Annotated in this window: 12 protein-coding genes; 9 read left to right on the forward strand and 3 right to left on the reverse strand. The window is 37.6% G+C overall.

The window, feature by feature from the left end:
- Positions 1 to 155: 155 nt before the first annotated feature.
- A protein-coding gene (gene prfB / locus ACWPVE_RS11595; protein ID WP_453993472.1) for a peptide chain release factor 2 occupies positions 156 to 1257 on the forward strand; the annotation gives its coding sequence in 2 pieces (ribosomal slippage) (positions 156 to 227 and positions 229 to 1257; 1101 coding nt in all).
- 31 nt (positions 1258 to 1288) lie between these two features.
- On the opposite strand, the gene ACWPVE_RS11600 is transcribed toward prfB, so the two are convergent.
- The 3 genes from ACWPVE_RS11600 to ACWPVE_RS11610 all read right to left on the reverse strand — a co-directional run bounded on the left by ACWPVE_RS11600 (position 1289) and on the right by ACWPVE_RS11610 (position 3039).
- Positions 1289 to 1489: a Fur-regulated basic protein FbpA gene (locus tag ACWPVE_RS11600; protein ID WP_453993474.1), complete on the reverse strand. Its 201-nt coding sequence runs from the start codon at positions 1487 to 1489 to the stop codon at positions 1289 to 1291.
- A gap of 241 nt (positions 1490 to 1730) precedes the next feature.
- Complete coding sequence (locus ACWPVE_RS11605; protein WP_453993476.1) at positions 1731 to 2369, reverse strand: hypothetical protein; 639 nt, start codon at positions 2367 to 2369, stop codon at positions 1731 to 1733.
- 34 nt (positions 2370 to 2403) lie between these two features.
- Complete coding sequence (locus ACWPVE_RS11610; protein ID WP_453993478.1) at positions 2404 to 3039, reverse strand: hypothetical protein; 636 nt, start codon at positions 3037 to 3039, stop codon at positions 2404 to 2406.
- A 489-nt stretch (positions 3040 to 3528) separates the two neighbouring features.
- Here ACWPVE_RS11610 and ACWPVE_RS11615 point away from each other — a divergent pair, with 489 nt between their 5' ends.
- The 8 genes from ACWPVE_RS11615 (at position 3529) to ACWPVE_RS11650 (ending at position 13397) form a co-directional block, all read left to right on the forward strand.
- Positions 3529 to 4398: a tyrosine-type recombinase/integrase gene (locus tag ACWPVE_RS11615; RefSeq protein ID WP_453990210.1), complete on the forward strand. Its 870-nt coding sequence runs from the start codon at positions 3529 to 3531 to the stop codon at positions 4396 to 4398.
- Positions 4395 to 5543 carry an IS91 family transposase gene (locus ACWPVE_RS11620; RefSeq protein ID WP_453993480.1) on the forward strand — a complete coding sequence of 383 codons (1149 nt, stop codon included), beginning with the start codon at positions 4395 to 4397 and terminating at the stop codon, positions 5541 to 5543. The genes ACWPVE_RS11615 and ACWPVE_RS11620 overlap by 4 nt, the downstream gene beginning before the upstream one ends.
- 1295 nt (positions 5544 to 6838) lie before the next feature.
- Entirely contained in the window at positions 6839 to 7432 is a 594-nt protein-coding gene (locus ACWPVE_RS11625) for a methyl-accepting chemotaxis protein (protein ID WP_453997484.1), read from the forward strand.
- Between the two features lie 241 nt (positions 7433 to 7673).
- Positions 7674 to 8678: an L-glyceraldehyde 3-phosphate reductase gene (gene mgrA / locus ACWPVE_RS11630; protein ID WP_453993482.1), complete on the forward strand. Its 1005-nt coding sequence runs from the start codon at positions 7674 to 7676 to the stop codon at positions 8676 to 8678.
- 207 nt (positions 8679 to 8885) lie between these two features.
- Positions 8886 to 9893, forward strand: coding sequence for a LacI family DNA-binding transcriptional regulator (locus ACWPVE_RS11635; RefSeq protein ID WP_453993484.1), 1008 nt, complete (start codon positions 8886 to 8888; stop codon positions 9891 to 9893).
- Between the two features lie 253 nt (positions 9894 to 10146).
- Positions 10147 to 11415 (forward strand): ABC transporter substrate-binding protein, encoded by a 1269-nt coding sequence (locus tag ACWPVE_RS11640; RefSeq protein ID WP_453993486.1) that lies wholly within the window; start codon positions 10147 to 10149, stop codon positions 11413 to 11415.
- A 282-nt stretch (positions 11416 to 11697) separates the two neighbouring features.
- Entirely contained in the window at positions 11698 to 12564 is an 867-nt protein-coding gene (locus ACWPVE_RS11645; RefSeq protein ID WP_453993488.1) for a carbohydrate ABC transporter permease, read from the forward strand.
- Complete coding sequence (locus tag ACWPVE_RS11650; RefSeq protein WP_453993490.1) at positions 12564 to 13397, forward strand: carbohydrate ABC transporter permease; 834 nt, start codon at positions 12564 to 12566, stop codon at positions 13395 to 13397. The genes ACWPVE_RS11645 and ACWPVE_RS11650 overlap by 1 nt, the downstream gene beginning before the upstream one ends.

Here is a 13397-nt window from a genome sequence, read left to right on the forward strand (position 1 = left end):
GTGGAATATAGGGCAAGTTATTGATGTGAATATGTTTAGAAAAGGTGAGAGCCGACTCTCACCTTTTCCTTCGAAAAAAATCAAGACTAAACCTGAAAAAATGAGTAAAATAATAAATGAGTGACTTGTTAGACTACATCTTGGAGGAAAAATTTATGGAATTAGTAGAAATTAAGCATGAACTTGATAAAATGGCTAAGAAATTAGCGGGTTTTAGGGGGTCTCTTTGACTTAGAGGCCAAGCAAGCGCGCATTACAGAGCTAGATGAAATCATGTCAATGCCAGACTTCTGGAATGATCAAAATGCCGCACAAACGGTTATCAACGAAGCGAATGCGTTAAAGGATCAGGTTAACGAATTTATGGATCTGAATGATTCATATGAGAATCTGGAGCTTACGTATCAACTTGTGAAAGAAGAACCAGATGCTGACCTACAGGCTGAACTTGATGAAGAAATTCAGCAATTATCTAGCCGCCTAAGCGATTTTGAACTAGAGCTCCTTTTAAGTGAGCCACATGATAAAAATAATGCAATCTTAGAGCTTCACCCAGGTGCTGGTGGTACAGAGTCACAAGACTGGGGCTCCCTACTTCTTCGAATGTACACACGTTGGGCGGAGAAAAAAGGCTTTAAGGTTGAAACATTGGACTATCTACCAGGAGACGAAGCGGGAATTAAAAGTGTGACCCTTTTAATCAAAGGTCACAATGCTTATGGCTATTTAAAGGCTGAAAAAGGTGTACACCGCTTAGTACGTATTTCACCGTTCGATTCATCAGGACGTCGTCACACATCTTTCGTATCGTGTGAGGTTATGCCTGAGTTTAACGATGATATCGAAATTGATATAAGAAGTGAAGATTTAAAAATAGACACGTATCGTGCAAGTGGAGCGGGTGGTCAGCACGTCAACACGACCGACTCAGCTGTTCGTATCACACACATACCAACCAATACGGTTGTTACGTGTCAAACCGAACGTTCTCAAATCAAAAACCGCGAACAAGCGATGAAAATGTTGAAATCTAAATTGTATCAGCTTGAAATTGAAAAACAACAAGCCGAACTAGACGAAATTCGCGGTGAACAAAAGGAAATCGGTTGGGGTAGCCAAATCCGTTCCTACGTGTTCCACCCATACTCAATGGTCAAAGACCACCGTACAAATGTAGAGATTGGGAACACAGGAAGCGTGATGGATGGGGATATTGATCCGTTTATTGATGCATATTTAAGATCGAAATTGAGTTAATTTATTGTAGGGGCAGCTATGGCTGTCCCTTTTAATGTATGTTAAGTACGCGTTCTTCCTTTTGGGCATTAGTGGCATAGGTTTTCAGAAATATTTTATACTCGTCTTCGAGTTCACCTAATGTTAATTCATAAAGCTGTTTGTTGTTTTTTTTATAAATTCCATGTTGAATGAGTGTGTTAATCATTTCTTCTTTTTTTGACTGAATAGCATGTCGAAGAAGCTTTCCCATCTTTATTCACCTCTATTTAGAAAAAAGTCTATAAAACTTGATTGACTCTTGTCATTATAGAGCAGTATACGTTAAAAAAATGTCGATTTAGCTGAAATTACCAACTCTTAACGTATTGTTAACCTTCATTAACAAACGGAGAAAATTGTAATGAATTATTAATTTGGTTGTCATTTTAATGATTTTCTTATATGAAAAAACAGCGGAATTGAATCCGCTGTTTTGTAAAATTCCCTCTATATTATTGTAAGTTAAAGAATACATGCCCGCCCAAGAATTCCTCGTAGCGGAGCTGTGCTTTTTCACCTGCTTTTACTAAACCTGTAATATAGCCTTCTTTTTCACTTCCTACATACATTTCAAAACTGAAATCAGGTTCTGTTGTTGCATAAACATCGCCACTATAAATATCTCCATTTTCACTTACCATTGTAAAGTTCATTACTCCATCAATAAAAAAGGGGATGTCTTCTGTTTCTGATTCAACAAACTTTACCTTTGTTTTTGCTAAAACCCATTCATATCCTTCGGGAGCAGGCTCGTTAAATTCATTCATGGACATCAACATGTCGTATGCCTCTTGACCACGAATGACTTCCAATACTGTTAAATCAAATTTGATCGCAAAGGTATCACCTGCATCATTATAAATCTCATCATCAATCGTTGCGGTTTTTTGAAGAGGTACAGGGTTAGACCTTGAACCAAGTTTGGGTTCCGTCGTCTCCTTTTTATCTGTGTTATCTGCTTTATTTTTGGTTTCTGTTTGTTCGTTTGGTTCATCTTCTTTTACTTCAATATCTTTTGTATCTTGTCCACATCCGACAAGTACCATAATAGTAAGGAGTCCTATGAATCCAAGTTTGAATTTATTAAACATGGTTAACCTCCTATAGACGTCTTGTCTAAAAGTTTTATTCAGGTGTAGTTCCATTCTCTTCATTTTCTAAGTCGTCAGGATAAACAGTCTTATCAAATACTTCCCCGGTAGCTTCATCTTGTAAGGATATCGTGATTTTATAGTCCTCTTCTGATACGCCATTAAACAATTGATAGTACGCTCCAGAGATGCCAAGACCAAATACTGCAAATCCGTCCCAACCATTTTCGAACTCAGATTTATTCACGATTACGGTGAACTCCGTAAAATCCTTATTATGGGTAATATCCTTAATTGATGGATATTCTTCGCTTGTTTTCATGTCTTCTATCGTTTCGTTAATGGATGTTTCCATCTCTTTCATCATTTCTTTATGTTTTGCTTTTGACATTTTATACGTTAGGGAGCCATCTTCGTTTTGGATAACCTCCTTAACCCCATCTTCTTTTGCATCAGCTATGACTTGTTCGATGTCTTCACCTTCAAACATATCTGCAGGTAATGTGATTTCAACATTTAATAGTCCTTTGTCCACCTCTATGTTTTCGTTCTGTGATTGCTCTGTAGTTTCCTTATTTCCTTCGCTCTTATCATTCTCTTTATTATCTCCAGAACATGCAGAAAGAAAGAGCATGAGTATCATCATAATCATAAATGTAGATTTGTGCATACAAATCCTCCTAAGGCATTTTTATCATTAAACTAACACAAATCGCTCGTTCTTATACTGAATAAATGTAAAGACTTGGTCATGTGTATTAGACGTGAAAATTAAACCGTTTATGGTGGAAGTGGAAAAATAGAAGGAAGGAGTAACACTTTAGTATTTTAAGAGCTCGGGTATGTAAAAAACATGATTAAACAAAGGGTAATGGAAAAAAATAGGCGAACAGCAGAAGAACGAAATCGCTACGCGATGGCTCTAAAAAAGCCCTCTAAGACCAAAAAAGCATAAAAAAATAGAAAAAGTATGTACCTTGTGGTATTGTTTAATCGCCAAACCAAACAATCCAAGAAAGGACATACTTTTTCTAATGAAGATTATACCACGTATTTCACAAAAAATATATTACTATATTTTCCTTAAGTTTAGAGGCCCTCCTTGATTGTTGATTTTATTACGATTCAAAGTAATTAATTTCATTCAGGAGGAACTTACATGAAGCAGTATGAACAACAAGTCGAGCTGTATTTTGAACTTAAGGGTACCCCAGATTCTTCAAGAGAATCCTATTGGCGTAGAATGAGAGCCTTTCTACATTACCTCCAGGAACAAAATAAATCCGTAGAAGATATGACGGTAGAGGATATCCAACAATACATCCTTTATCTCAAAAGAGATAGAGGCCTTTCAGCTGGAACCATAAATAATTATATTTCATCTATTAAATTCTTTTACACTTACGTGTTAGACAAAGATTGGAACAATAGAAAAATTCCTAGGATGAAAAGAATTCAAAAATTTCCTGTCATCCCATCAAAAGACGATGTTTTCTTACTATTAAATTCAACCGACAATTTAAAACATAAAGCCATCCTTCATTTAATCTATGGAAGTGGGCTCAGAGTAAGCGAAGTAGCCAAACTAAAGATAAGTGATATCTGTAGTAAGACCATGCGAGTTCGTGTTGAAAATGCAAAACACAATACCAATAGGTATACCATTTTATCGGAAACAGCACTGAAAGTGCTTCGAGAATATTTCAAAATACATTTCACAAAAAACTTTAAACCGAATGACTGGCTTTTTCCAGGGAGAAATCCATCCGATCATATTCATGTCAAAAGTATTAAGAATACGATTATTAGGCTTAGGGATCAACTCAAACTTGATACGAATATTTCTTCGCATACTTTAAGACATTGTTTTTCCACGCATGCATTAGAGGATGGTGTAGAGCCTGTGTATATCCAACAAATGCTTGGACATAAAAGGTTTACTACAACAGAAAAGTACCTACACATGACCTCTAAAAGTCTTATGGGAATCAAGAGTCCCTTGGATACTCATGGAGATCATCAAGTATGAACACCGTTCAGGAAGTTTTCTTAAAGTTCTATCCAGAGTACAAGGAGAAATACAGATTGTCCAGAGAACAATACAAAGCAGCACAAGCTATCATGAACTGTAGAACATCTAAGTTGGGTGGACATGCCTACTCATGTCACACATGTGGACACTATCAAGTAAGTTATAATTCCTGTCGCAACAGGCACTGTTCGATGTGTCAAGGGGTCAACAAAGAAGTATGGGTCGATAAAAGAAAAAAGGATATTCTTAACGCCCCGTACTTTCATGTGGTATTTACCATGCCAGAACAACTACACATGGTCATTTATCATAATCAGAAATTACTTTATGATTTAATGTACAAGGCTGTCGCAGAGACTTTATCAGAACTTTCTTTGGATCCCAAATACTTAGGAGCACAAATAGGTCAGTTCTCAGTTTTACATACCTGGGGTCAAAATTTGCATTACCACCCTCATATTCACTCGGTAGTAATGGCAGGAGGGCTTTCTAAGCAAAACCAGTGGCGTGCTTCGAGTAAAAAGTTCTTTATCCCAGTAAAAGTATTATCCAAAAAGTTCCGTGGAAAGTATCTCTATTATTTAAAACAATATTATGAATCTGGTTTACTCGAGTTTTATAATGACGCTAAACAATATAAAAATCCTAGGAAGTTTCAGAGTTTAATAGATGAATGTTATTCACTTAACTGGTACAGCTACACGAAAAGGACCTTTTCGGGCCCCCTAGCTGTGGTTCAATACCTTGGTCGCTATACTCATCGTATCGCTATTTCTAACAATCGGATTGTTTCAATCAATAAAGATACGGTGACATTTCGAGTAAAAGACTATCGAAAAAAGAGTAAAAAAGAGACGGTTACCATGAAAGGTGTAGAATTTATTCGGCGATTCTTAATGCATATACTCCCGAAGAGATTAGTAAAAATCAGACATTACGGACTACTTGCCAACCGAAATAAAAAAACAAAGCTTTCACTCTGTAGAAAATTAACCAATAGTCCCAGTTACAAACCAGATTTTGAAGGACTAAATACGATTGAAATCATTTCTAAACTTACTGGGAAAGATGTCACGTTATGTCCATCTTGTAAGGTTTCACACTTTAAATCATTTGTTTCAGAAAAAGAAGAAGTACCTTGAAAACCTCAAACCAAATACACTTTTTTAAAGCCGCTTAAATGGGGAGGGGGAAAGTATGCCCAAATATCAAATTGTCCATGAAAAAATACACTTTTTACAGATCTAAACCAAGGAAATCACGAAGAACAAGAGAAAAGCAAAGAATGAATTCCCATAGGCCGAGACCGCGACTTCATTCTTCTTGGCAATCAAAAATTTTGCGTATTACGTAATAGCACACAAAAAGAAGAAGGCACATTGAACGGTTCATAACCGTTCAATGTGCCTTCTTTCGCGCAAAACTTCCGATTGTCCCCTTTAAGAACCGTCCCCATGTTTCACCCATGTTTCACTGTTCAATGACATGAAAAAAATGTAAAATGGAGGTAGATTGATTATTGGGGGACGACCTTATGGGGGAAATGGTTTTATCTATGGAAGAGTTAAAGAGAGAGGATTTGATTCGAAAGAATAAATTGGTTGGGGTTGTTTCGTTGATTTCTATTATTCTTGCAATAATTGTAGAGGTTTCGATTGGACAGCCACTTCAAATGATTTTGACGATTGCTATTGGTGGAGCGATTTTTCTTTCCATTTTATGTTTACTTATTGTAAAGAATCTATTTTTATCCCAGACTCCTTATTTTTCGGTTGTAGGAATTTCAGTCGTTCTCTACGTGATTATGGCTAGCTCGCAATCAGCTCCAATCGTTCTTTTGCCTTTATACTTAATGACAGCGGTTGCAATCTATAATAAGCGAAAAATATTATTCTTTGGTGTGGTTTGTGCGATTTTCATAACGATCTTATTTTTTGTGACAAGTGGACAGGAGTTTGGATATACCTCAAAGGAAATTGTTATCTACTATTTGATTTTCACCGTGATCATTGCGACTCTCGTTTTCCAGAGCATTGTGACAGGGCGATTGACTCAGGATATTCAAGCATCGCAACAGCACACGGAGCAACTATTAGAAATGAGAGGACATCATGCCGCGCAACTTGAGGATAGCTCACAAACAATAAGTGAGAACATCACAAATATTCGCAGGCAAGGTGAGCAGCAAATGCATGCCTTTAATGAGATGACGACTGCGGTAACTGAAATCTCTGCAGGAATGAACAGCCAAAATGTAGCAGCGTCAACGATCACTGAATCTATCGAGGATTTGAACCGTGTTGTCCAGGAACTGTTAAAAGGTGCAAACCATCTTAGTCTTCAAACGGAAAATACGAATCAGGCAGCTGACAATGGAATGGAAACGATTGATCTGTTACTTTCAAAAATCACCGACTTCCAGTCATCCGTACATTCTATGTCTGGAACATTGAATCAACTCGTTGAAAAAATCAACGAGACAAACGGATTCACGGACCGCATTCAGGAAATTGCATCCCAAACAAATCTCCTTGCACTGAATGCCTCAATCGAAGCAGCTCGTGCGGGTGATAGTGGAAGAGGTTTTGCAGTTGTGGCAGCCGAAATCCGTAAGCTTTCTGAGGTTACTTCTAACACAGCAAACCTCATTTCTAGGAATTTAAAGGAGGTCAATGAAAACACTACCTTAACACAGAAGCAAATGTCGGAAAATGCACAAAAAATGGACGAGAGTGTAAGGCTTACAAACGATACCAAAGGTGTATTTACTGTCATCGACGATACGGTTGCGGAGTTGAATGAAGCTGTACAACATTTTGAAAAAATCTCGAAACAAATTGGAGATTCATCTGTTTGCATTGAAAGATCAGTGAACGAATTTGCTGCAATTATCGAAGAAACAACCGCATCTCTCGGGGAAATTACCTCGTCAATCGAAAACCAGAACGGACAGATGAAGGAACTCGTCTCCTACGTTCAGAACACAGATGAAGCAACAGCCGAACTTATGGAAATATTTAAGGAAAAATAAAGTTAATGAAATCCTAGATTTGATTCATCTAAAGAAAATATACATAGGTGTGATGAAAGTGAAACGTATTTTATATGCAGTAGTTAGTTATTGAGTTGCAGGTGCTGGTGCCTATTACGTCTTTTTTAGATCATACAAACTTTGCTGGTTACATCTTGTTAGTCATAAGTTTAATGGGAATCTCAATTGATATATTTATAAAAAATGAATTTTAGATTAAAAAGGGGCAAGGGGGATATATATGGTTTACATAGCAAGTGAAAGTCGTTATCAAGAAATGAAATATAATCGTGTAGGAAAGTCAGGCTTGTTGTTGCCAGCTCTTTCATTGGGATTATGGCATAATTTTGGTGGTGTCGATTCGTTTGAAAATGGACGCAATATCCTACGAAAGGCATTCGATCTCGGTATTACCCATTTTGATTTAGCGAACAATTATGGTCCTCCACCTGGTAGTGCTGAGGAGATGTTCGGCAAAATGTTGAAGACTGATTTTCAGCCATACCGTGATGAAATGATTATTTCTTCAAAAGCAGGCTATCGGATGTGGGATGGTCCCTATGGGGATTGGGGTTCTCGAAAATATTTAATTTCAAGCCTTGATCAAAGTTTAAAGAGAATGGGACTAGATTATGTTGATATCTTCTACTCCCATCGTCCAGATCCTAATACACCACTTGAGGAAACGATGGGAGCCCTAGACCATATTGTTCGACAAGGAAAAGCGCTCTATGTAGGAATTTCAAATTATACCCCATCACAAACACGAGAAGCGATTCGCATATTAAAAGAACTAGGTACACCACTTCTTATCCATCAACCAAGGTATTCCATGTTTGATAGATGGATTGAGGATGGTTTGCAGGATGTATTGACTGAGCAGGGTGTAGGCTCGATTGTATTTTCTCCGTTGGCACAAGGCCTGTTAACGAACAAATATCTTGGCGGTATCCCAAAGGATTCAAGAGCTGGAAAGGAAAACACATTCCTTCAAAAAGACACAATCACAGAGGATATCTTAAATAAAATCCAAACGTTAAACGAGCTTGCGGCAGAAAGAGGACAAAGCCTTGCCCAAATGGCATTGGCATGGGTTCTTCGTGAGGGGCGAGTGACATCAGCCTTAATTGGAGCAAGTAAAGTAAGTCAACTTGAGGACAATGTTGCTGCAATACAAAACCTCTCTTTCACAAATGAAGAATTAACCAAAATCGAGAATATTTTAATAGGTAACGAGCCATACTAATAGAGCGCATAATAAAAGGGGAGTAGCCTATTTTTAGGTTACTCCTCTTTTATGTTTTTTCAAAAAAAGGCATTTTTTTACTTAAGTAGAGTTCTCTCTCCCACAATTATGCTTTGTTTTATTGAATAAAATGTTTACTAAAAATGTTTACTTTAAAAATAAATTCTGTATACTATATAGTAGAGGTAAGACAGAAGGGATGAGAAGATGATGGCCACGATTCGTGATATAGCCCAAAAGTCTGGCTTTTCAATTGCGACTGTTTCAAGAGTATTGAACAATGATACCAATCTATCGGTTAGTGAAGAAACAAGGGAAAAAATTAAAGCGGTTGCAGATGCGCTTGGGTATAAAAAGAAACAATCGATCACGCAATTAAATAATATCGCTTTCTTATATTGGATATCAAATGAAGAGGAACTAGAGGATGTTTTCTTTAAGGGGATTCGGACGGAACTTGAAAAGCAAGCAAAGGAACGGAAAATTGAATTGATTCGCTACCATATAGATGATGGAATCGAAAAGGTAGATAAGGATATTACTGCGTTTATTGCGATTGGAAAATTAACAGATCGGGAAATTAAATACTTAGAGGAAATCACACCTCATGGAGTGTTTTTAAATACGAGAAGAGACCCTCAAAATTTAGATTCTGTTTTACCAGATTTAAAACTTATGACAGAATACATGATTCAGTTTTTTGAAGGACTCGGCTACAACCGTATTGGGTTTATTGGTGCAAGTGATTATGATGTCGAGACAAATGAGCCGATCCCGCAGTTACGAGAGGTTACATTCAGAAACTATCAACGTGAACGTAACAAATTAAGAGAAGAGGATATTTTAATCGTACCAGCAAGTACGGTAAAGAACGGTTACAAAGTGGCAATGAAGGCGATTGAGGAAATGGGCGATGACCTTCCAGAAGCATTTTGTGTGGCGACAGACCCACTTGCAGTCGGGGCATTGCAAGCGTTTAATGAAATGCAAATTCCCATTCCGCAACGTGTTGCCTTCTTTAGTATCAATAATATCAGTGTAACGAAATATGTATCCCCGCCATTAACAACCTTCCATATTGATATCCCAACCCTTTGTGAAACAGGATTGGATCTATTAGAGGAAAGGTTAACAAAAAATAGAACAACGGCAAAAACAGTGTATATCCAAGGGAAACCTATATTTCGAAAAAGTACACCACCACCTGTAAAGTGAGCATATGGCTCACTTTTTTTTATGGCCTTTATAGGGATAAGGCTTGGGCACTACCTATTCTTCCTTGAAAAGTGAACTCGTTCGATATGGGGATACTAATAGAGACTTTGTTAATAATTGAAAAGGTAGGATACAATTAGTAAAAATAAATAAAAGTTTTACTAAAATAATTACAATAAACCGTTTACACTTTTAGTTAAACATGATATTATTTTACTAGTAAACAAATTACTAAAAAGAGAAGGTGGTTTTAATGAAAAGGAAACTTGGCTTGTTGCTTGCTGGTGGTTTATTAACTGGCTTGCTTTCTGCTTGTGGTAGTTCGAGTGGACAAGGTGCCGCAGATGATGATGTTGTTACAATCTGGGCGAATAATATAAATGTTCCAGTGCTAGAAAAAGCAGCAGAAATCTATAAAGAGGACCATCCAGATTTTAAAGTAGAAATTATTGAAACAGGTGGTCAGGACATTAAGAGTAAAACAACGACTGGTTTACAAGCGGGTGGTAAAGGTTTGCCTGATGGCTTGCTTCAAACAGATGATGAACTTCAAGGAAAATTAGAAGCGTTTCCAGGAGCATTTGCAAACCTAAGCGAACTTGGTTTTGACGAGTATAAAGAAGACTTTCCAGACTTTAAAGTAGAGGCTGTGTCTAAAGACGGAGATATGTATGCGATGCCATTTGATACTGGTCCAGCAGCGATCTTCTACCGTACAGACCTATTTGAAGAGGCAGGCGTAAATCCTGAAGATATCAAAACATGGGATGATTATGTTGAAGCTGGTGGAAAAGTCAAAGAAGCAACTGGTAAAGCGATGTTAAGCTTCGACCAAGCGGATGCGAATGTGTACACAATCATTCTAAATCAGCAAGGTGAAGGCTACTTCGATAAGGATAACAACTTAACTGTTGGTAGTGATGCCTCAGTTAAAGCACTAGATGTGCTTAAAGGTTTGCGTGAAAAAGACGCTCTTTTAGGTACTACAGGTTGGGATGGATGGGTGACATCCATTGCGAACTCTGAGACAGCATCTGTGATTGCTGGGGGCTGGCTAGTTGGAACCATTAAACAACAAGCACCTGATACCGAAGGAAAATGGGGCTTAATGCCACTACCTGCACATGAAGAAGGGGGATCTCGTTCATCAGTACAGGGTGGTAGCTCGTTTGTCATTCCTTCAACAGGTAATAAAGTTCAAGAAACATATGATTTCTTATCATGGTTTACGACAAGTGTGGAAGCACAAGAAATTGCAATGGAGGGTGGGTTATTCCCTACCTATGCACCTGTGTTTGAATCTGAATTATTTGATGCTGAAGAACCATTCTTTGGAAATCAAACAATTTGGCGTTTCTTAGCAGACGAAATGGACAAGATTCCATCGATTCTTTATACAAAAAATGATCCAATCGCTCGTGATGAAATTGTAAAAGCACAAGGGGAAGCGTTAAACGGTACGGGTGCAGAAGAAGCAATGGAACAAGCGAAGAAAAACATTGAAAATCGAATGAAAAAGTAAGAAAAGCGCAAGGTTCTCGATAGTGGAACATCGACTCACTTCTGCCCCGTCCAGTGGCAAACGTCGATGTCATCACATCCTGTGTGAGTACAAGAAAGGCGCTGACAGAAGGCGCTTTTTGCCTTCCAAAGCGTTTGGCTTGTGACCTCGAGCCGATGGCACCTAGAGCTAGACACAAAAAACTAGATACAAAACTTTATACGTTCTAGACTATACAATAAAAATTCGAGGTAATGAAGAACTCCTTCATTGCCTCTCCCATGGAATAGGGGGTTAGACAACATGATGAATCAAATCAACAAAAACAAATTAACGCCGTACTTATTTTTAGCCCCAGCGCTCATTTTATTTCTGATATTCACGGTGTACCCAATCATTTCATCCTTTATTTTAAGTTTCCAAACCTCTCAAGGTGGCACATATGTATTTACTGGACTTGATAACTATATCCGGTTAATAAAAGACACAACCTTCCATCAAGCTCTATTTAATACATTTATCATCTTTATTGTTCAAGTGCCAATTATGATTCTATTAGCTCTTATGTTGGCGGCATTTTTAAATAGCAAACTATTAAAATTTAAAGGATTATTCCGTACGGGGTTCTTTTTACCTGCGGTTACTTCATTAGTAGCATATTCGATTTTGTTCTCGATAATTTTAATGGACAAAGGGATTTTGAACCAAGCATTGAACGTATTTGGGATTGATTCTATCCCTTGGTTGAATGACCCGTTCTGGGCAAAGGTTTCCATTATTATTGCAATGACGTGGAGATGGACAGGATACAACATGGTGATCTATCTTGCTGCAATGCAAAATATTTCAGAAGAAACCTATGAAGCAGCTTCGATTGATGGTGCAGGGAAGGTTCGTCAATTCTTCTCAATCACAATTCCGCAATTGAAGCCGATTATTTTATTCACTTCCATCATCTCAACAATTTCGACTCTCCAGTTATTCGATGAACCGTTCAACCTGACAAAAGGTGGACCTGGGGATGCGACAACAACATTAGGATTAATGATTTATGATAATGGATTCAAATACTATGACTTTAGCTATGCGTCTGCGATTGCATACGTCATTGTAGTCATCGTAGCGATTCTATCACTTATTCAATCAAAAGTGACGGGAGATGGTAAATAATGCAGGAAAGTAAAACATCAAGATTCTCGAAAAAAGCAGGTATTTACTTGCTCCTGTTGATCGGTATTTTGATTTCAATTTTCCCATTTTATTGGATGCTTGTTGGGGCAACAAATCATACGAGTAAAATGTTCTCCAACCCTCCAACATTGTGGTTTGGTGATCAATTTTTAACGAACTTTACAAATCTGAATGAGAGCATCAATATTTGGCGAGTCTTGTTCAACTCTGTCTTTGTTTCAGGTGTATATGTGATTTTGGCACTGATGGTTTCAACAATGGCTGCCTATGCTTTAGCAAAGTTTGATTTTAAAGGTAATAAATTTATTTTTACAACCTTTCTTTTATCGATGATGATTCCATACCAAGCACTTCTCATCCCGCAGTTCAGGATGATGGCTGATTATGGATTATTGAATACGTATGTAGCGCTTATTTTACCGACGGTTTGTACACCTTTTGCGATCTTTTTGATGCGACAAAACTTTATGGCGTTTCCGACAGAATTGATTGAAGCAGCACGAATGGATGGAGCGGGAGAAATGAAGATTTTCTTTCAGATTGTCATTCCATCCATGAAACCAGCGCTTGCAGCAACGTCAATTTTCTTATTCCTGTCACAGTGGAATAACTTTCTGTGGCCATTAGTCGTTACAACCTCGACGGATATGTATACATTCCCTGTAGCATTATCCAGTTTAAAAGGTGTTTCGATTATTGACTATGGTCAAATCAATGTAGGGATTATGATTGCAACAATTCCAATTATCATCTTCTTCCTTGCTCTCCAAAAACACTTTATTCAAGGAATGTTAGGAAGTGCAATCAAATAG

It is taken from the genome of Bacillus nitroreducens (assembly GCF_964021195.1).